This is a genomic window from Crystallibacter permensis, from assembly GCF_025960875.1.
GTDB classification, from domain to species: domain Bacteria; phylum Actinomycetota; class Actinomycetes; order Actinomycetales; family Micrococcaceae; genus Crystallibacter; species Crystallibacter permensis.
Window position 1 is genome coordinate 1 of sequence record NZ_JAODLR010000033.1, and the last position, 19,577, is coordinate 19,577.

17 protein-coding genes and 1 pseudogene are annotated in these 19,577 nt (G+C 65.1%); 8 read left to right on the forward strand and 10 right to left on the reverse strand.

Annotated features, from left to right (window positions below; translation table 11 throughout):
- Nucleotides 1-96: 96 nt before the first annotated feature.
- Together B0G38_RS21930 and B0G38_RS21935 are read right to left on the reverse strand one after the other, a co-directional pair.
- Nucleotides 97-324 carry a helix-turn-helix domain-containing protein gene (locus B0G38_RS21930; RefSeq protein ID WP_264671429.1) on the reverse strand — a complete coding sequence of 76 codons (228 nt, stop codon included), beginning with the start codon at nucleotides 322-324 and terminating at the stop codon, nucleotides 97-99.
- Nucleotides 324-815: a DUF2975 domain-containing protein gene (locus B0G38_RS21935; RefSeq protein WP_264671430.1), complete on the reverse strand. Its 492-nt coding sequence runs from the start codon at nucleotides 813-815 to the stop codon at nucleotides 324-326. Before B0G38_RS21935 ends, B0G38_RS21930 begins: the two co-directional genes overlap by 1 nt.
- Before the next feature lie 207 nt (nucleotides 816-1,022).
- Here B0G38_RS21935 and B0G38_RS21940 point away from each other — a divergent pair, with 207 nt between their 5' ends.
- From B0G38_RS21940 to B0G38_RS21970, 7 genes and pseudogenes are all read left to right on the forward strand, one after another.
- A complete protein-coding gene (locus B0G38_RS21940; protein WP_264671431.1) occupies nucleotides 1,023-1,805 on the forward strand; it encodes a hydroxypyruvate isomerase family protein in 783 nt (260 codons plus the stop codon).
- Between the two features lie 64 nt (nucleotides 1,806-1,869).
- Nucleotides 1,870-2,748, forward strand: coding sequence for a 2-hydroxy-3-oxopropionate reductase (locus B0G38_RS21945; RefSeq protein WP_264671432.1), 879 nt, complete (start codon nucleotides 1,870-1,872; stop codon nucleotides 2,746-2,748).
- A gap of 134 nt (nucleotides 2,749-2,882) precedes the next feature.
- Complete coding sequence (gene gcl / locus B0G38_RS21950; RefSeq protein WP_264671433.1) at nucleotides 2,883-4,661, forward strand: glyoxylate carboligase; 1,779 nt, start codon at nucleotides 2,883-2,885, stop codon at nucleotides 4,659-4,661.
- 7 nt (nucleotides 4,662-4,668) lie between these two features.
- A complete protein-coding gene (locus B0G38_RS21955) occupies nucleotides 4,669-5,841 on the forward strand; it encodes a glycerate kinase (protein ID WP_264671434.1) in 1,173 nt (390 codons plus the stop codon).
- The gene (gene allB / locus B0G38_RS21960) at nucleotides 5,842-7,197 is read left to right on the forward strand and encodes an allantoinase AllB (RefSeq protein ID WP_264671435.1); all 1,356 of its coding nucleotides are present in this window, start codon (nucleotides 5,842-5,844) and stop codon (nucleotides 7,195-7,197) included.
- A gap of 145 nt (nucleotides 7,198-7,342) precedes the next feature.
- Nucleotides 7,343-7,467, forward strand: a pseudogene (locus tag B0G38_RS21965) (transposase); the annotation flags it as partial.
- A gap of 68 nt (nucleotides 7,468-7,535) precedes the next feature.
- The gene (locus B0G38_RS21970; RefSeq protein WP_264671436.1) at nucleotides 7,536-7,673 is read left to right on the forward strand and encodes a hypothetical protein; all 138 of its coding nucleotides are present in this window, start codon (nucleotides 7,536-7,538) and stop codon (nucleotides 7,671-7,673) included.
- Nucleotides 7,674-8,041: 368 nt separating this feature from the next.
- On the opposite strand, the gene B0G38_RS21975 is transcribed toward B0G38_RS21970, so the two are convergent.
- From B0G38_RS21975 to B0G38_RS22005, 7 genes are all read right to left on the reverse strand, one after another.
- Nucleotides 8,042-8,785, reverse strand: a complete 744-nt coding sequence (locus tag B0G38_RS21975; protein ID WP_264671437.1) for a maleylpyruvate isomerase family mycothiol-dependent enzyme — start codon at nucleotides 8,783-8,785, stop codon at nucleotides 8,042-8,044.
- A gap of 82 nt (nucleotides 8,786-8,867) precedes the next feature.
- Nucleotides 8,868-9,704, reverse strand: coding sequence for a fumarylacetoacetate hydrolase family protein (locus tag B0G38_RS21980; protein ID WP_264671438.1), 837 nt, complete (start codon nucleotides 9,702-9,704; stop codon nucleotides 8,868-8,870).
- Nucleotides 9,704-10,786 carry a cupin domain-containing protein gene (locus B0G38_RS21985; RefSeq protein WP_264671449.1) on the reverse strand — a complete coding sequence of 361 codons (1,083 nt, stop codon included), beginning with the start codon at nucleotides 10,784-10,786 and terminating at the stop codon, nucleotides 9,704-9,706. The genes B0G38_RS21980 and B0G38_RS21985 overlap by 1 nt, the downstream gene beginning before the upstream one ends.
- A 96-nt stretch (nucleotides 10,787-10,882) precedes the next feature.
- On the reverse strand, nucleotides 10,883-12,562 hold the full coding sequence (locus tag B0G38_RS21990) for a (2,3-dihydroxybenzoyl)adenylate synthase (RefSeq protein WP_264671439.1): 1,680 nt from the start codon (nucleotides 12,560-12,562) through the stop codon (nucleotides 10,883-10,885).
- 2 nt (nucleotides 12,563-12,564) lie between these two features.
- Nucleotides 12,565-14,601: an acetate--CoA ligase family protein gene (locus tag B0G38_RS21995; protein WP_264671440.1), complete on the reverse strand. Its 2,037-nt coding sequence runs from the start codon at nucleotides 14,599-14,601 to the stop codon at nucleotides 12,565-12,567.
- Nucleotides 14,594-16,213 carry an FAD-dependent monooxygenase gene (locus tag B0G38_RS22000; RefSeq protein WP_264671441.1) on the reverse strand — a complete coding sequence of 540 codons (1,620 nt, stop codon included), beginning with the start codon at nucleotides 16,211-16,213 and terminating at the stop codon, nucleotides 14,594-14,596. Before B0G38_RS22000 ends, B0G38_RS21995 begins: the two co-directional genes overlap by 8 nt.
- A 96-nt stretch (nucleotides 16,214-16,309) precedes the next feature.
- Complete coding sequence (locus B0G38_RS22005; protein WP_264671442.1) at nucleotides 16,310-17,143, reverse strand: PaaX family transcriptional regulator; 834 nt, start codon at nucleotides 17,141-17,143, stop codon at nucleotides 16,310-16,312.
- 144 nt (nucleotides 17,144-17,287) lie between these two features.
- On the opposite strand from B0G38_RS22005, the gene B0G38_RS22010 reads away from it, so the two are divergent.
- Nucleotides 17,288-18,619 carry an MFS transporter gene (locus B0G38_RS22010; RefSeq protein WP_264671443.1) on the forward strand — a complete coding sequence of 444 codons (1,332 nt, stop codon included), beginning with the start codon at nucleotides 17,288-17,290 and terminating at the stop codon, nucleotides 18,617-18,619.
- Between the two features lie 425 nt (nucleotides 18,620-19,044).
- On the opposite strand, the gene bcp is transcribed toward B0G38_RS22010, so the two are convergent.
- A complete protein-coding gene (gene bcp, locus B0G38_RS22015; protein WP_264671444.1) occupies nucleotides 19,045-19,512 on the reverse strand; it encodes a thioredoxin-dependent thiol peroxidase in 468 nt (155 codons plus the stop codon).
- Between the last annotated feature and the right edge of the window lie 65 nt (nucleotides 19,513-19,577).

Genomic DNA, 19,577 nt, shown 5'->3' on the forward strand with positions numbered 1-19,577 from the left:
CCACCTGGGCCAAGTAGCCAGAAAACCACCTACGAATAACGCCGGAATCCCCGCAAACACGGGGATTCCGGCGTCTCAGACAGACGTAACTTCGGTTTAATTCGGCGAATCCTCGGACTCGCCGGGCTCCCAGCGCAGCAGGTCTCCGGGCTGGCAATCGAGTACTTCGCAGAGTGCGGCGAGCGTGGTGAAGCGTACGGCCTTGGCACGGCCGTTCTTGAGCACCGCCAAGTTGGCGGGCGTGATGCCGACGCGTTCCGCGAGCACGCCCACGGGCATCTTGCGCTTGGCCAGCATGACGTCGATGTCGACGATGATGGCCATCAAATCACCTCGTCCAGCTCGGTCCGCAGGTGCTTGGCTTCAACATCGCGGGCTACAGCCTGCGCCAGGAGCTTCCGGAGCACCAGGACGACCAGCGCCATCCCGGCGATCAGCAGGGACGCCCCGCAGATCAACAGGACGATGCCGGGAGCAATGCCGCCAGGGGCCAGCAGCACGGCAAGCCCGAACATAAGGACCGACGCCGCGGCCACCGCGCCGAAGATGATGTCCACGTACCGGAAGGCGCGGTGGAAGAAAACCGTTCCCCGCCGGACCATCGTCAGCAGCTTCCAGACGCAGACCATGGTGACCTGCACGGTGACGATGCCCAGCACCACGATCACGAGGAACAGGATGCGCAGGGCGGTGGGCGCGCCGGCCTCCTCCAGATCAGTGGAAATCAGCGGCGCCATCCACACCTGGATGAACAGCGAACCGGCGAGCAGCAGCGCGAGCACGATGCGCAAGGCCAGGACCGTTAGCTTTCCCAATGGAATCTCCTTATGTCGAATAACAAGGTAAATCTATCGATAAACAGTAGCTCGGGCAAGTGGGCGGGGAGTTCGCTCGTTTATGTGGAAAAGAGTTTCCGTTTTATGGAAAAGAAGCTTGACAGTGCTCGCGGTCACTCGGTACGCTTTTCGTAGAGCAAAAGTAAACTTCCACATTCTGGAATAAGCGAACCCCGAGGAATACCAATGTCTTACACCGTGAACTGCTCCATCCTCTTCACCGAACTGCCCCTGCTGGCACGCCCCGCGGCCGCCGTCGCCGCCGGCTTCGACAGCGTGGAGTTCTGGTGGCCGTTCGCCGAGTCCGTTCCCGGTGACGCCGACGTCACTGCGTTTGAGCGTGCGATCAACGACGCCGGCGTCCAGCTCACCGGGCTCAACTTCAACGCCGGCGACATGCCGGGCGGGGACCGCGGCCTGGTGTCCTGGAAGGGACGCGACGCCGAATTCCGGGACAACATCGCCGTCGTCGCCGGTATCGGTGAGCGCCTGGGCTGCAAGGCCTTCAATGCGCTCTACGGCAACCGCCTGGACGAGCACACCCCGGAGGCGCAGGATGAGGTGGCGTTGGCCAACCTCGTCGCCGCAGCCGAAGGCGTCGCCGCGATCGGCGGAACCGTCTTGCTCGAGCCCGTTTCCGGCGCGGACCGCTACCCGCTCAAGACTGCGCAGGATGCACTCGATGTGATCGGCAAGATCCACGCCGAGGGTCCGCAGAACATCAAGCTCCTCGCCGATTTCTACCACCTGGCCGTCAACGGCGACGACGTGGCGGCAGTCATCGAGAACCATGCCAAGGACTTCGGCCACATCCAGATCGCGGACAACCCCGGCCGCGGCGCCCCCGGAACCGGCGAACTGCCGCTCGGCGAATGGATCTCCCGCAGCCGCGAGCTCGGCTACCAGGGCCCCATCGGACTTGAGTACAAGGCACCGGCCGAGCAGGCCTTCGGCTGGCTCATCCGCTAACCGCCCGCCCCCACCGTCCCAGCACAGACTTTCACTGACCAGCACGAAGCAAAGGACTTTCATCATGACCAACGTTGCAGTTATCGGACTCGGTATCATGGGCCTGCCCATGGCCATCAACCTCGTCAAGGCCGGCCACAGTGTTACCGGCTTCAACCGCAGCCAGGACAAGATCGACAAGCTCGCGGCCGAAGGCGGCACGGGCGCCAACAGCATCGCCGATGCCGTCAAGGACGCCGATGTCGTTATCACCATGGTGCCGGACTCGCCGGATGTTGAAGCCGTGGTCACCGGCGAGGAAGGTATCTTCGCCAACGCCAAGCAGGGCGCACTCTGGATCGACGCCAGCAGCATCCGCCCCGACGTTGCCGTCCGCCTCGCCGAAGAGGCCCGCGCCGTAGGCCTCCGTCCGCTGGACGCCCCGGTTTCCGGCGGTGAGCAGGGCGCCATCGACGGCGTGCTCTCCATCATGGTCGGCGGCGAGGCGGCCGACTTCGAAGCCGCGCAGGATGTTTTCGACGCCGTGGGCAAGACCATTGTGCACGTGGGTCCCTCCGGTTCCGGCCAGACGGTCAAGGCTGCCAACCAGCTGATCGTCGCCGTGAACATTGAAGTCCTCGGCGAGGCCATCGCCTTCCTCGAGGCCTACGGCGTGGATACCGACGCCGCGCTCAAGGTGCTCGGCGGCGGCTTGGCCGGCTCCAAGGTGCTGGAGCAGAAGGGCCAGAAGATGCTGGACCGCAACTTCGACCCGGGCTTCCGCCTCGCCCTGCACCACAAGGACCTGGGCATCGTCACCTCCGCCGCCCGCGAAGCCAACGTGGCCATCCCGCTTGGCGCCGCCGTTGCACAGTTGGTCGCCGCCACCGTCAACCAGGGCGACGGCGGACTGGACCACTCGGGCCTCTTCAAACAGGTCCTGCAGCTCTCCGGACGGGAGTAAAAGCACCCCGGCGGCAGGCCGGAACCGCACCCAAGCTAAGCAGCCGGCGTCGTAATTTGGCGACGCCGGCTCCCCGAACACACCCAAAAACAGCCCGACCAAGGGCTCCACCACAGGCTTTCAAGGAGATTCCCATGACCAAGATGCGCACAGTAGACGCTGCCATCGCCATCCTGGAAAAGGAGGGCGCCACCGAGGCGTTCGGCCTGCCCGGGGCGGCCATCAACCCCTTCTACTCCGCCATGCGGGCCCACGGCGGCATCCGCCACACGCTGGCCCGCCACGTTGAAGGCGCCTCGCACATGGCCGACGGCTATTCCCGCGCCGCGGATGGCAACATCGGCATCTGCGTGGGCACCTCCGGCCCCGCCGGCACCGACATGATCACCGGGCTGTACGCGGCCTGGGCCGACTCTGTGCCGATCCTCTGCATCACGGGCCAGGCGCCGGTGGCGAAGCTGCACAAGGAAGACTTCCAGGCGGTGGACATCGAGACCATCGCCAAGCCGGTGACGAAGATGGCCATGACCATCCTGGAGCCGGCACAGGTTCCCGGCGCCTTCCAGAAGGCCTTCCAGCTGATGCGCTCCGGCCGCCCCGGACCGGTGCTGCTGGACCTGCCCATCGACGTGCAGATGGCCCAGATCGAGTTCGACATCGACACCTACGAGCCGCTGCAGGTGGAGAAGCCGAAGGCCTCCCGCAAGCAGGCCGAAAAGGCCCTGGACATGCTCACCGCCGCGGAGCGCCCGCTGATCGTGGCCGGCGGCGGCATCATCAACGCCGGCGCCTCCGCACAACTGGTGGAGCTGGCCGAACTGCTCAACATCCCGGTCATCCCCACGCTGATGGGCTGGGGCACCATCCCCGACAGCCACCGCCTGATGGCCGGCATGGCGGGCCTGCAGACCTCGCACCGCTACGGCAACGAGAACATGCTGGCCTCGGACTTTGTGATCGGCATCGGCAACCGGTGGGCCAACCGCCACACCGGCGGCCTGGACACCTACACCAAGGGCCGGAAGTTTGTGCACATCGACATCGAGCCCACCCAGATCGGCCGCGTGTTTGCGCCGGACCTGGGCATCACCTCGGACGCCGGCGCTGCGCTGGAGATCCTGCTCGAGGTTGCCAAGGAGCGCAAGGCCGCCGGCAAGCTGCCGGACTACTCCGGCTGGGCCGGCGAATGCACCGAGCGCAAGGGCAAGCTGCAGCGCAAGACCCACTTCGAGAACGTGCCCATCAAGCCGCAGCGCGTGTACGAAGAAATGAACAAGGCCTTCGGCGAGGACACCACCTACGTGTCCACCATCGGCCTGTCGCAGATCGCCGGCGCGCAGCTGCTGCACGTGTTCGGCCCGCGCCGCTGGATCAACGCCGGCCAGGCCGGCCCGCTGGGCTGGACCGCTCCGGCCGCCCTCGGTGTGGTGCGCGGCAAGCCGGACGAGACCGTGGTGGCCCTGTCCGGGGACTACGACTTCCAGTTCATGATCGAAGAGCTGGCCGTGGGTGCGCAGTTCCAGCTGCCGTACATCCACGTGGTGGTCAACAACTCCTACCTGGGCCTGATCCGCCAGTCGCAGCGCGGCTTCGAGATGGATTACCACGTCTCGCTGGCGTTCGAGAACGTGAACTCCCCGGAGATGAACGGCTACGGCGTGGACCACGTCAAGGTGGCCGAGGGCCTGGGCTGCAAGGCCGTGCGGGTGGAGAACCCGGAAGACCTCTCCGCCGCCTTCGACAAGGCCCGCGCGCTGATGGCCGAGTACAAGGTGCCGGTGATCGTGGAGGTCATCCTGGAACGCGTCACCAACATCTCCATGGGCACCGAACTGGACAACGTGAACGAGTTCGAAGGCGTGGCCGAGACCGCTGCCGACGCTCCCACCGCCCTCGTGGCTCTGCAGGGCTGAACCTGCCATGAAAGTGGTGATTGCACCGGATAAGTTCAAGGGCTCGCTCACCGCCCCGGAAGTCGCCGCGGCGGTGGAGCGGGGCCTGCGGGCGGTCGCCCCGGACATCCAGGTCACCAACGTTCCTGTGGCCGACGGCGGCGAAGGCACCCTTCAGGCCGCCGTCGGCGCCGGGTACACGCGGCATCTCGCCACCGTTGCCGGACCGACCGGCATGCCGCTGGAGGCGGCCATCGCGGTCAAGGGCCAGCAGGCCGTGATCGAGATGGCCGCGGCCTCCGGGCTGGATGTGCTGCCCGGCGGCCGGCTGCAGGCGCTCACCGCCACCAGCCGGGGCACCGGGGAACTGATCAGCGCGGCCCTGGACCTGGGCTGCACCAGCATCATCCTCGGCGTGGGCGGCAGTGCCTGCACCGACGGCGGCGCGGGGCTGCTCCAGGCCCTGGGCGCCATTCTGAAGGACGACGCCGGACGCTTCCTTCCGCGCGGCGGCGCGGCTTTGGCGCGGCTCGCCGAGGTGGACCTGTCCGGCCTGGACCCGCGGCTGGCGGGGGTTTCCTTCGTGCTTGCCTCGGATGTGGACAACCCGCTGCTGGGCGAGAACGGGGCGGCAGCGGTCTTCGGCCCGCAGAAGGGTGCTTCGGCGGAGGACGTGGCAACGCTGGACGCCGCCCTGACGCAGTTTGTGCGGGTCCTTGGCCCGGAACTGGGAGCGGGCACGGCTGCGATGGCGCATCTGCCCGGCTCCGGTGCCGCCGGCGGCGTTGGTTTCGCCGCACTGGCAGTGCTGGGGGCGGAGCGCAGGCGCGGCATCGACGTCGTTATTGAACTGACCGGCCTGCGGGACAAACTCGCCGGGGCCGACCTGGTGATCACGGGCGAGGGCAGCCTGGATACCCAGAGCCTCGAGGGCAAGACGCCCATCGGCGTGGCCACCGAAGCCGCGGCGGCCGGCGTGCCCGTTTTCGCGGTTTGCGGCCGTACACTTTTGTCGGACACTCAGCTGGAATCGGCAGGGATTGCGCAAACGTACGCCCTGACGGATCTTGAAAGTGACGTCTCCGTCTGCATGGCCGAGGCGGGCAGGCTGCTCGAACGCATCGGCGCGGAGATCGGACTGCGGCTGCTGGCGGGTGATATCGCCGGCGGCAGGAAACTGGAAGCTCAGAGGGGAGCATAAGTGGGCGGCGAAGGAACTTCATCGGAATACGACCTGGTCATCAGGGGCGAGCGGATCCTGACGACGGCGGGGGTCGCCGCGCGTGAGGTCGGCGTGCGGGATGGCTCGATTGTGGCCATCGAACCGCTGGGCAACGGGCTGCAGGGCCGCGAAGTCCTTGAGCTCGCCGCCGACGAGACGCTGATCCCCGGGCTGGTGGACACGCACGTGCACGTCAACGAGCCCGGCCGCACCGAATGGGAGGGGTTCGCCTCCGCCACCCGGGCCGCGGCCGCCGGCGGGGTGACCACCATTATCGACATGCCGCTGAACAGCATCCCGCCCACGGTCAACGCCGCCGCGCTGGAGGAAAAGCGCAACGCTGCGCGGGACCAGGCCTTTGTTGACGTCGGTTTCTGGGGCGGGGCGGTGCCCGGCAACATCGGCGATCTGCGGCCGCTGCACGACGAGGGCGTCTTCGGCTTCAAGTGCTTCCTGCTGCACTCCGGCGTGGACGAGTTCCCGCCGCTGGACGCGGACGAGATGGAAAAGGACATGGCGGAGCTGAAGAACTTCGACTCGCTGATGATCGTCCATGCCGAAGATTCGCGGGCCATTGAGCGTGCGCCGCACGCCGAGGGCGACCAGTACCAGCGTTTCCTGGCCTCCCGCCCGCGCGGCGCGGAGAACGTGGCCATCGCCGAGGTGATCGAGCGGGCCCGCTGGACCGGCGCCCGCGCCCACATCCTGCACCTGTCCTCCTCGGACGCGCTGCCGATGATCGCCAGCGCCAAGCGCGACGGCGTGAAGCTCACCGTGGAGACCTGCCCGCACTACCTGACGCTGCTGGCGGAGGAAATCCCCAACGGCGCGACGGCGTTTAAATGTTGCCCGCCGATCCGCGAGGCATCCAACCGGGAGCTGCTGTGGAAGGGCCTCGAGGACGGGATTATCGACTGCATCGTCTCGGACCATTCGCCCAGCACCGTGGACCTGAAGGACCTGGAGAACGGCGACTTCGGTGTGGCCTGGGGCGGCGTGGCCTCGCTGCAGTTGGGGATCTCGCTGATCTGGACCGAAGCCCGGCAGCGGGGGATCCCGCTGGAGCAGGTGGTGGACTGGATGTCCCGCCGGCCGGCCGAGCTTGCGCGGATGACGCGGAAGGGCCAGCTGGCGCTAGGTTACGACGCCGACTTCTCCGTCTTCGCCGCGGATGAAAGCTTTGTGGTGGACGCGAAGAAGCTCAAGCACAAGAACCCGATCACGCCCTACGACGGCAAGCCGCTGGCCGGCGTCGTCCGTCGGACGTTCCTCCGCGGGGCGGAGATCGACGGCGAGACAGCCACCGGCCGGTTGATCCGGCGCGGCACCGCTTGAGGTTGCAGCTAAAACAATGCAGGCCTTCCCCACGGGGAAGGCCTGATTGCTTTAGGGCGTGTCTCCGAAATGGGCGGCTGATTTTTTGAATAGCTGGTGGCATGTCATCGCGACTGTCTGTTTTGACCGATGCCAGTAGGAGCGGATTGAACCCTTATTGCCCAGCGCGGAGGGCAGGCGGGGCAGGCCGTTCAAAGATCACAGGCTGACTGTCGAAGGCATCATTTACCGCTTCGTGTAGGGATTGCCTGGCGGGATCTGCCAAGAGACCCACTCGTCTAAGACGGTAATCTCCAACAACTAACAACAACGTAAAACAACTGTTGGAGATGATGTAAATGGAGATTGACAGCCAATACGACTGCAACGAGGTCATCAAGGGCACCCGGCCCTCGGGCGGGATATACTCGCTACCGGTTGTCGGGGACGCCGCCGCAGGAGCGCGCCAGTTCTACGATGAGATGGCCCCCCAATGAGAATGACTCGACTGAGGTGCGGATCGCCAAAGAGGTTTTTTCGCCGGTCCTCGGCGGTCGCCGCGGCGGCGGCAGTTGCGGTGATGGTGCTGTGAGCCGGATCTGTCGGCATGGAGAGCCGTCGACCTCTCGGTGCCTGAAGTCGGGAAAAGCCCGGTTCCCGGACACCATGAGCGCAACGCGTGCGCTGCACAAGGCGGCCAGCGCAAGAGCGCCCGCCGAATTCGACGGCCAGGCGACCCGTCGGGCAGAGCCTCGCAAGTACAACTGTGTGCGGGCTGGGAACAAGCGGGGATAGTCAGACGCGTACGCCCGCAGAATACGGTGACGTGCCCGGGTAAATGCTTTAGGCGGACAAATTACGGTGCTTAGATCCAGCGGGGTGCTGTGGGACTGGTGGTCTTGCTGGAAGTGATGCCGTGCGTCGGGCGGCCGCAGGCAAAGGCCGTGATTTCTGTGAGGGTGCCGGTGATGATTTCCGGGTTTGTGGAGGTTGTGTCGCCGAGTTCGGTGAAGGTGGGTGCGCCGGCGATTTTCAGGAGCAGGTCTTTGTCTTGGCCGCGGGTCTTCCATGTTCCGGTGATGTCCTTGAGCAGGCGTTCCAGGACGTCGGCGGGGATCTGGTCGAAGGTAGCGCCATTGTCGAGGTCAACGGCGTGGACCCAGATCTCGCGGGTTCGCATCCAGACGGTTTCGGAGGCGGAAACGGTGCGTCCTTGCGCGGTTTTGACCTCACGTTCCCAGGCCGGGGGTGGGGTGTCGCGCCATTCGACGTCGAGGTGGATGGCGGAGTGTTCGTAGAGGTTGCGCAGGGCGAGGGGGGAGAGGGTGGCGCCGTAGGAGATTTCCTCGTTGCGGGCGTCCGGGGAGGAGTACATGGGGGTTTCGATGCCGGTGTTCGCCCATTCGATGAGGCGGGCGATGGCGCGGGCGTTGTAGCCGACGTGCGCGATGACGTGAGCGCGGGTCCAGCCGGGCAGCAGCGAGGGAGCGTCGAGTTCGGCGTCGCGCAGTTCGTTGAGTTTGCGGCCGAAGAACGCGGTTCCGCGACGGGCGGTGAGCAGCGCTGCCTTCAACTCCGGATCCTGGGTGAGGTCCTGACGTGCAACCATGTTTTCTCCTGCGATGCTGGCGGCGCGGCCCGTGTCATAGGGCCGCGCCTAGGGATATTTCGGTTCCGGAACCGGTCCGGGGTTAGACCGTGGTGGGGACTGCGGCGGTGGCGCGGTTGCGCAGGGTGCCGAGGCCGTCGATGCTGGTTTCCACGGTTTGGCCGTTGGTGAGGTAGCGCTGGGGTTTGCGGGCGTGGCCCACGCCTCCGGGGGTGCCGGTGATGATGACGTCGCCCGGGTTGAGGGTGATCATGGTGGAGATGTAGGCGATCAGGAATTCGGGCTCATGAACAAGGTCGCCGGTTGAGGCTTCCTGCATCACTTCGCCGTCGATAATCGTGCGGATGGTGCCTCCCGGGGTCCATTCGTCGGTGGTGACCAAGGCCGGGCCCAGTGGGGTGGTGTTCTCCCAGTTCTTGCCCTGCAGCCATTCCTTGGTGCGGAACTGCCAGGTACGCATGGAGACGTCGTTGCAGATGGAGTAGCCGGCGATGTGCTCGGCGGCGTCTGATTCGCTGATGCGGCGTCCGGACTTGCCGACGATGACGGCGAGTTCGGCTTCCCAGTCGATGGCCGTGTCTTCCGTCGGCAGTTCGATGTCATCGTTCGCGCCGATGAGGGTTTCGGCGTATTTGGAGAACAGCGTTGGGTATTCGGGCAGGTCGCGGCCCATTTCCAGGATGTGGGTGCGGTAGTTCAGGCCCACGCAGATGATCTTGCCCGGCTTGGTGACAACGGAGGCCAGGTCCGCACTGTCGGCCGGGCGGGCGGCTCCGTCGGCTTCGGCGGCGATGGTGCGCCAGTCCGGGTGGGCGAGCAGTTCGCCGACGTCGGCGAAGCCGGGAATTTCGGTGTACGTGTCGCCGTCGAGGCGGGCGGCGCGGGTGGTTCCGTCGAGGCGGAGGGTGGCGAGTCGCATTACTTGGTGTTTCCTTCGATGTAGGTGCGGTTGAAATTCAGGCGTTCGATGATGGGGTGGTCGCCGAACTGGAAGAGGTCGAATTCGGTTTCGGCCTGCAGGGACCAGGCTGCCCAGGACGGGACAACCACGAGGTCGCCCTTTTCCAGGCTCTTGGTTTCGCCGTTGATGACGATGGCGCCGCGGCCGTCGAAGACCTGGTAGACGCTTGAGCCGACTTCCCGGGTGGTCTGGGTCTGCGCGCCGGCCCGGAGCCGGTGGAACTGGGCGCGGATGGTCGGCATGACGTCGCCGCCGGTGGTCGGGTTCACGAACCGCACGGCCGCGTGGCCCTGGGAGACGGTCGCCGGGTGGCCTTCGTCCTCGAGCTTGAGCTGTTCGGCCAGTGCCCGGTCTGTGTGCTCCCACCGGTAGGCCCCGATGGGGGAGGAGACTGTGTTGTCGAGGCCGGAGAGCGGTCGCAGGCCGGGGTTGGCCCAGAGCCGTTCGGAGCGGGAGATGTCCGGGGTGGATTCGTCGGTGACCCGTTCGGTGCCGAATTCGAAGAACGCGGTGTCGGTGTAGTGCACGAAGGGGATGTCCAGGCCGTCGATCCAGGCCATCGGCTGGTCGGTCTCGTTGTGGTGGCCATGGAAGTTCCAGCCCGGGGTGAGCAGGAAGTCGCCGCGGGACATACGCACCGGGTCGCCGTTGACAACGGTCCAGACACCCTCGCCCTCGACGACGAAGCGGAACGCGTTCTGCGAGTGGCGGTGCTCCGGAGCTGTCTCGTGCCCGCCGAGATACTGGATCGCGGCCCACAAAGTCGGCGTGGCATAGGGGCGCCCGCCCAGACCGGGGTTGGCCAGGGCGATGGCCCGGCGTTCTCCGCCGCGGCCCACGGGTACCAGGTCGCCGGCGCGTTCGGCCATGGGTAGCAGGTTGTTCCACCGCCACACATGCGGAACTGCCTGCGGCTTGGGGTGCATCGGCATCAGATCCCCGATCTCCGTCCACAACGGGATCAGGTTCTCCGAGTCGAAGTCCTTATACAGCTGGTCCAGCTGCTCCTGCTCTTCCGCGGTCGGTGCGGGGGCGAGCATTTGATTTTCAGTCACGGGAAAGTCCTTTCCATCGTTCAAATCAACGTCTTTGGTGTTGGCAACGAGCTGGGTGACACAGGGCGCTGCGCGGAGTTACTAGAGGCGCTGTCCGGCCCGGGCTTCGTCTTCGAGCCGTGCGCTGATGTCAGCGCGCAGTTCTTTCTTGTTGATTTTGCCGACTTTGGTGGTCGGCAGCTCGTCCAGGATGACGAGGCGTTCGGGAATTTTGAATGCTGCGACGCCTGCGGACTGGATGGACTCCCGGATCTGGTCGAGCGTTACGGTGGTGCCGGGTTTCGCTGTGATGTAAAGGCACAGACGTTCGCCGAGCATCGGGTCGGGCATGGCGACGGCGGCGGCCATGGTCACGTTGTCCAGCCGGTAAACCAGGCTTTCGATCTCTTCCGCGGAGATCTTTTCGCCGCCGCGGTTGATCATGTCCTTGTCTCGGCCGTGGACGACCAGGTTTCCGTCCGCGCGGCGGATAACAATGTCGCCGCTGGCGTACCAGCCGTCGTCGGTGAACGCCTTGGTATTCGCCTCGGGTGCCCGATAATAGCCGCGCGGGGTATAAGGTCCCCGGGTCAGGATGGCGCCGGGCTGGCCGTCCGGCAGGTCCTCGCCGAGTTCATCGACGACGCGGATCTCATCGGCGTCGGAGACAGGGCGTCCCTGGGTCGTGCAGATGATCTCCTCCGGGTCGTCGAGCCGGGTCATGTTGATCAGGCCTTCGGCCATGCCGAAGACTTGTTGCAGCGTGGCGCCGAGGACGGGCTTGATCTTCCGTGCGATCTCATCGGCCAGCCGCGAGCCGCCGACCTGCAGGATTTGGAGGCTGGCGGTCTGGTTTCCGCCGTGTTTCTGCTGATGCTCCACCCAACGTTGTGCGACGGCCGGGACAGCGGTCGCAACGGTTACGCCTTCCCGCTCCATGGTGGCGAACGCCCGCTTCGGTTCCGGGCTGGGCAGCATGACGGCGGTTCCCCCGGCAAACAGTGCACCAAGGATTCCAGGGCAGGCAAGTGGGAAGTTGTGGCTGGCGGGCAGGGCTCCCAGGTACACCGTGTCCTCTGTCAGCGCGGAAATCTTGGAACAGGCCCGGATGTTGTACGCGTAATCGTTGTGTGTCCGGGTGATCAGTTTTGGCAATCCAGTGGTCCCGCCGGAGAGCAGGAAGCAGGCAGGGCTGTCCGGGGCTGGTGCCGTGCCATCCAGACGCTTCCTGGCAGCGGCAGCATCCCCGCCCGGTGCCAGCAGCGGGTCCAGCGCGGTGGTGCCTTCCTCGGCTTTGCCGCTGACCAGAATGTAGTCGACCGTTTCCACGGCATCCCTGACGTCCCGGGCGAGCTTCCGGTGGTCGAAGTCTTTGATCAGGTCGGGGACGACGACGGCCCGTGACTCAGACAGTTCGGCCAGGAAGGTCAGTTCGTGCCGGCGGTGCGCCGTGAGCGCCATCACCGGTACGACGCCTGCGCGGAAGCAGGCCAATGTGAAGACGACGAACTGCCAGGTGTTGGGCAACTGGACCATGACGCGGTCGTCCGGGCGCAACCCAAGGGCCAACAGCCGTTCGGCGGCAGCATCCATCCGGTTAGCGAGGTCTGCGTAGCTGAGGCGCACCTCGCCATCGACCACGGCTGTTTTGTGTGGCAGCCGGTCGGCGACGTCAAGGACGTAGGCGCCTAGTGCCCGATCTTCCCAATATCCTTTCTCCCGGAACCCGTCGGCGAGGTCAGCGGGCCACGGGACCGTTCCTTCTAAAGTGTGCAGAGGCATGTTCAGTTCTCCTCGGTGGTGATGACGACGGCGTCGAGCGCGACGAGTCCGTTCTCAGTCAGGCGCAGCGGATTTATCTCGATGTCCGTGATGTCAGGGTTGGCCGTTAAGGTCGCGCCCAGTACACGTATGTGTTCGGCCAGGACGTCCGCGTCAAGAGCCGGGCCGCCACGGAAACCATGGAGCAGTTTCGCGGAGATGAGTTCATCGGGCATGGCGCGGGCTGAGCGACGGGACACGGGCAGGGACCGGATGGTTGAGTCGGCGAAGACCTCGGTGGCGATGCCGCCCAGGCCCAGGACGGCGATGGGGCCGAACACCGGGTCGCGGCGGACACCGAGGACCAGATCGACGCCCTTGTCGGCCATTCGTTCGACCAGGAATTGTTTGGCGCCGATGCGTTCCAACGCATCCAACGCAGCTTCCAGTTCCGATTCTGTTGAGACGCCGAGATGGACGCCGCCGATCTCGGTTTTGTGGAGCACTTCGGCATCCAGCAGCTTGACGGCAACGGGGGCGCCAATCTCGGCGAAGGCGGCGCGGGCTTCATCGCGTGTTGAACAGCTGCGTCGAGGCGGCGTGCTAAATCCGAGGCCTTGCAGGAGGTTTTTCGCACGCGACTCGTCCCACGGGCCGGCGGTGTCCACCAGGGCGCCGGCGGAAGGATGGTCCCCGTCTTCCTGACGGAGGTGCTGCGCCTGTGCGTCGGCTGCGAGGGCTGCGAGGCCGCGGGCCAGGGAGGTGGGGCCGACGAGCAGGGGCACCCCTGCCCGGGCGGCGGCTTCCTGTGCTTGCCGCACTTCGGCTTCCGGGCCGTCCACGCCTACCAGCACGGGCACGTCCGCGAGGATGCCGGATGCGGCGACGGCATCAGGTAGGGAGATAACCGGCTCGGTGATGCCGTACACCCCGACCAGATCGATGCCCTCATCATCGGCGACGGCGCTCAGGACCGTCTCATAGCCAGGACCGGGGCGCCCCGTATCTACCGGGTTGGCTTGGAATGTCAGCGGAGGGAGCACCTCGGAGATCCGCCGCAGTGCCGCTTCCTGCAGCCGGGGCAGCCCGACGCCGCTGCTGTGCAGGTAATCGGCGATCAGCAGGCCCGGTCCCGCCTGGCCGGTGACCAGCCCGGCCTCCGCAGCGGCAGCGGGTCGTGCGCGGCGGCCGGAGAGCGCCGTGGCTGCGTCAACGAGCTGGATTTCGTCATCGACAACGACGGCGCCGGCCTGGCGCAGCACCGCGCGCGTAGTGTTCCACGAGGTGGCCAGCGCACCGGTATGCGACTGCGCGAATTCCGAAACGTCGTTCCGGCCGACTACCAAGGCGACCACGGGCTTGCGGCTGCTGAGTCTGCGCACGGCGTCCAGCAGCAGCGGACCGTCGGCGACCGTTTCCAGATGCAGGGCAACAACCCGCGTTGCCTCATCGTCGGCGAGATAGTCCAGGACCTCCGGTGCCGTAATGTCGAGACCCGCACCGATCCCGACACCCAGGCTGACGCCGACACCGGCGCGTTCAAGATGGAACGCGAGCACGTGGTTTATGCCGCCGCTGGCCGCGACCACGGCGACGGGGCCGGGCGAGAGCTGCGCTACGCCGGGGACGAAACTGGCGCGCAGTGAACTCCGGGGTACGAAAAAGCCGGAGGTATTAGGACCCAACAGCCGGATCCCGGCTTCTGCGACGGCCTGGCGGACCTGGCGGTCATACTCCAGGCCCGGACCGCCGGCTTCGGCGAACCCGCCGGAGCACACCAGCGCAGCCTGGATGCCTTGGGCCGCGCTGTCGCGCAGGGCCTGGGCTGTGGCGGCTGCCGGGACGCAAAGAACTGCGAGATCAAGGGGAGAGTCCGCAGCCGCGACGGCCGCGGCGATGCTGGTGTGAAGCCCGTCCCCACCGCGGCTGTTGACCAGATGCAGGTTCGGACCGTAGGCACCAAGGGAGTCTGCCATGACGGCGCCGAGCTTGCCGGGGGTTGCTGAAGCGCCAACGACGACTACGCCGGAAGGCGCGAAGAGGGGAGTAAGATCAGCCACGGGAGGCCTCCACGGATACTGCGGCTGCGATGGCGGCCGGAACGGGAACAGGCACGGCGACCGCGTCTGAGCGGCCGGAGAGGACCAAAGTTTCGGCGGCAGGTCCACCGTTGTCCTCAACGATGACCGTCGGTATCCCGCGGCCGAGGCGTAGCTCCTCAGACAGCAGGACGCGTGTCAATGACGTTCCGCCGGGGATGACCACGGCTGCAGGATCCGAAGTCAGGGCCGCGGCAGCGGCTGCCACGTCCGAGTCTTTATCCGGTGCCTGCAGCACGACAGCCATTCCGGCGTCGCCCGCCGCCGGGTCTGCCGTCACAGACAGCACCACCGTGCCGGTAGCGTCGGTGAGTCGCAGCGGTGTTCCGTCCTGAACTTCGAGCACCATCTCACGGCTGCTGAAGCGGGCGGGACCAAGCTCCAAGGGGGTGCCAAGCGCATCGAAGCCATGCTGTTCTTCCCACGCACTGCGGGCGGCGTCAACAAGCCCGGGATCACGCTGCGCGACCTTGTCGATGCCGATGCTGCGGGAGAAAAAGTGGAAGGCAAACTGGGTGGGCTCGAAGGCATCGTAGTAACGGCCGAAGTGCTCCCACCAGCTCAATCCGCCGCGGGCGGCGTTTTGAATCTTGGCGACCTGCGGTGACCTCTTCGCCTGGTAGGCGGCGAAAGCGCGGGAAAGGTTGTGTGTGTCGGCAGCGATTTCTTCTGCGAGGACAATGGCGTCTTCCATGGCCATCTTGGTGCCGGATCCGACAGAGAAGTGCGCGGTATGGACAGCGTCGCCCAGAAGCACGGTGTTCTCATGATGCCAGCTGGCGGTTCGCCGTGTCTGGAAGGTCCCCCAGCGGGAGTTGTTGGCAATGACCTCACCGCCGTCAATGTCCTCGGCGAAGAGTTCCTCGAGGAAGCGGCGGGTTTTTTCATCCGAGGGGCCGGGAGGCTGCGTGACGTCGAAGGCGTCCAGTCCCGCGCGCCGCCAGGTCTCGTCGTCGGTTTCAACAATGAAAGTGCTGACGTCATCACTGATCGGATAGGCATGTGCGGCGAAGTTCCCGAATTCGCTCTTGCGATGGATGAAAGTCAGGCCGTTGAACCGGTGCGTGGTGCCGAACCAGATAAATTTTGCGGTGGCTGACTCGCTGGTGTGGCCCACATGTCCGGCCAGATCCTCGCGGGTACGGGAATTGGCCCCGTCCGCGCCGACGACCACGTCGAAATCATCGCGCAGCTGAAGCGGGGAGGGAACATTGTGGCCGAAGCGCATCTCGACGCCTGCTGCCGCGGCGCGGTCCTGCAGCAGCGGCAGCAGGGTCCGGCGGTGAATTGCGGCCATTCCGTTGCCCGCGAAGGAGCGCTTCTGGCCCTTGAGCCAGACTTCGATGCTGTCCCAGTGCTTGCCGTGATCGCGCAAGCCGTCGCGCAGAACCGGGTCGGCCTCGTTAATGGCGTTGAGAGTGGCATCGGAGAAGACCACACCGAAGCCAAAGGCGTCCGCGGCCTGGTTGCGCTCAAAAAGGACGACGTCGGCCTCCGGCATGCGGCGCTTGAGCAGGGTCGAGAAGAAGAGCCCGCCGGGGCCGCCGCCGACACATGCGACACGGAAAGTCATGGTTGCTCCTGGAGTAAGTGTTGAAGTCTGTTGCTCCAGTATGTAACAAAAATTTGTGGAACGTCAATAGTTTGTCGTTAATCAGGGTTGGGGTGACTAGGCGGCGAGCGAGGGGAAGGTGCTCAACTGCGTTCCAATAACGGACTCCACGTGTGTATTGGCCCGGGGTGCCAGCTGGGCATGCACTCGCCGGAACAGTTCATAGGCTTCGCGTCCCGGCCATCCTTCCGGTTGGAGTTCGATCGGCAGGCGGGGATCGCGGAATGTGAAACGGCGGGCATCGCCGACCAGGAGGGTGCGAAGCACCATTGCTTCCTCTCCGTCCCGGTCCAGATTCCTCACTGGGTCATCCATCGGGCGGTATTTGGCGATGAATCCGCGGTAGTCCTCCATGAGCGATTCCAGGTCCCAGCAGCGGGCGGCCATCGCACGGTCGGCGGAAATGGATCCGGTGCCCGACCACATGACGTCAATTGTTGCCTCGGAATGCTTTTCAGCAAGCTGCCGTGCTTCAGGCATCAGTTCATGCGCGGCCATCCAGATCGAGGCTGAAAGCTGTCCAAACCCCAGCCAGGCGAGGCTTTTGCGCAGGCTCTCTCTGGTGGCGCGCTCCGACTCGGGGACCTGATAGAGCACCATGGTCCATCTGCCTCCCCATGGCTCGTCTGTCCGGTGGAAGATGCGTTCCCTGCCCTCGACCAGTACCCGCATCATTTCGTCCGAAAGTGTGTAAACGGTCTCCCGGCCCTCTCGGCGGGTGGTGAACCATCCCTCCTTCTTGAGCCGGGACAGCGTCACCCGGGAACTCGACGGTTCGATATCGAAGGCGGTCAGCAGCCGGGTCAGTGTGCCGAGCCTGACTTCGCCGCCTGCATAGCGAAGGTAGTCGCCGAACAGGTCCATGATCAGCGAGCGGGGTTTGGGGGCCATTGGTTCTCCTGACTGCGGTCCTGGCGGACCACTTGCTTGTGACAAAACATTGACGTACCGATTTAATACTGTTACATATTAATGCAGCTCCTAAGTTGTGATAGGCGCCACACCCCTAATCCATTTTCCGAAAGGAAGACGCGCATGTCCTCCAATCATGCTCCACCCCGGCGTTCCGCCGCTGTCGTCGTGGGTCTGTGTTTCACGGCCATTGTTTTCGATGGCTATGACCTTGTTGTGTACGGCGCCATTACCCCGGCACTCCTGGCATACCAGGAGTGGGGACTTACTCCCGTCCAGACAGGAGCCATCGGTAGTTACGCTCTGGCCGGAATGTTTTTCGGCGCCATAATGATCGGCTACCTCACGGATGTCGTGGGGCGGCGCAAGGTGCTCATCGGATCCATTGTCGCCTTCTCCGTGCTCATGCTGGTGAGCGCCTGGGCGCCCACGCCTGAACTCTTCGGCGCTTCCCGTTTCCTCGCCGGTCTTGGCCTGGGAGGCGTGATTCCGACCGCGATCGCGCTGACCGTCGAATTCTCAGCAACGTCACGGCGCAACTTCAACAATGCCCTGATGTTCTCCGGCTACGCGGTCGGCGGCGTCCTGGCGGCACTGTTGTCGCTGGCACTGATGCCGGCCATCGGTTTCCGGGGCATGCTCGCCATCGGTGGTGTTCCGCTGCTGCTGGTGGTTCCGGCACTCCTTCGTTTTCTTCCGGAGTCGCCCGCGTACCTGGCGGCCAAGGGCCGTACCGCGGAAGCCGAGGAGATCACGCGTTTGTACGGGTTGGAGCCTGCGGCACCAATGACGGAAAAGGAGACCAAAGCCGCGGAAACCGGCAGATTCCGCACCATCCTGACGGGCAAGGTGCTGGCAGCCACTGTTCTGTTCTGTGTAGCCGGTATTGCGGGCCAGACCCTGGTATACGGACTAAATACCTGGCTGCCCCAATTGATGGTGCTGGCAAACTATTCCCTGGCTTCGTCACTTAGCTTCCTGCTGACAGTCAATGTCGGGGCGGTCATCGGAGTCCTCGTTTCCTCCCGTCTGGCCGACCGTTTCGGCCCCCGCCCGGTGACCGCCGTTGCCTTCGCCTCATCGGGCTTCGCCCTGTTGCTCATGGCGACCGGCGCCATGCCGTTGATGGCCATGTACCTGCTCGTAGCAGTTGTAGGCTTCGGCTCCGTGGGGGCGCAAATTCTCGTCAACGGCTATCTGGCCACGTACTATCCCGGACGGGTCCGGGCAACCGCCCTCGGACTGATGCTGGGCGTAGGCCGCATCGGCGCCGTGATCGCCATCGCAGGCGGCGGCGTCTTGGTCGCTGCGGCACTGGGTACCTTCACCAACTTCTCGATCTGGGCAATTGCTGCCGCCGTCGGCCTCGCTGCAATTCTCGCCATCCCCCGAGTCCGCCAGAACGATAACCGGACGGATGACGTACCCGAGAAGCAGCCTCCCCTTGTCCACTGACCGGATACCGAAAGCCGCTTCCGTTTCCCTCGGCCTGCGGATGCCCTCTGGTGGAATCAAGCAAAGCCGGCATCGGGACGAGAATTCGGAGCAGCCGGAAGGAACGAGTACGTCGACGAATACTCCATCCGCCTACTGAAATAAGTCACAGCCGGGAGCCGGGCAGCAGGACCAGAAGGAGGACCTGCTGCCCCGCCCACGGCCGCACTGATTGGGCTCCGGTTCGATCCTCGAAGCTGCGACGGGAAAAAGTGTGCCCGCTAGTCATCCGGGTCGGCCCCGGCCAAGACGGTGACGCGCGAATGTTCGCCCCGGTTCTGAATGCCCTCAGAGTAGATCCGATCGACCGTGACCTACCGCCGCGGAGCCGTTCTCAGAGCATCACCATTCGGACCAAGGAATTAGAGACACGCCCTGACGGGGTGTCATTTCACGCCGAGCGATTCGCGCAGCCGTGCCACGTGGCCCTTGGCGTCCACGTTGTACTCGGCCAGGCGGACATTGCCGTCAGGATCGACGACGACGGTGCTGCGCAGCGTCCCGGTGAACGTCTTGCCCTTGAACTCCTTCTCGCCAAAGGATCCGTAGGCCTTGGCCACCTCGTTGTCGGTGTCCGAGAGCAGCGGGAAGGTCAGGGACTCGGCCTCGGCGAAGGCCTGCAGCGCTTCGGGCTCATCCGGGGAAATGCCGACGACGTCGAAACCGGCTCCCTGCAGCGAGTTCAGGTTGTCGCGGAAATCGCAGGCTTCCGTGGTACAGCCCGGGGTAGCGGCCTTCGGGTAGAAGTAGACCACCACATTGCGGCCGGCGTAGTCGGCCAGCGAGACCTTGCTGCCGGAGGCATCGGGCAGCGTGAAGGACGGAGCGGGGGTTCCTGGCTGGAGTTGCGTCATGGAGCAGTCCCTTTCGTATTGCGGAAGTTCTTTATTGCATTGCGAGAACTTCTTCCAGTCTATTC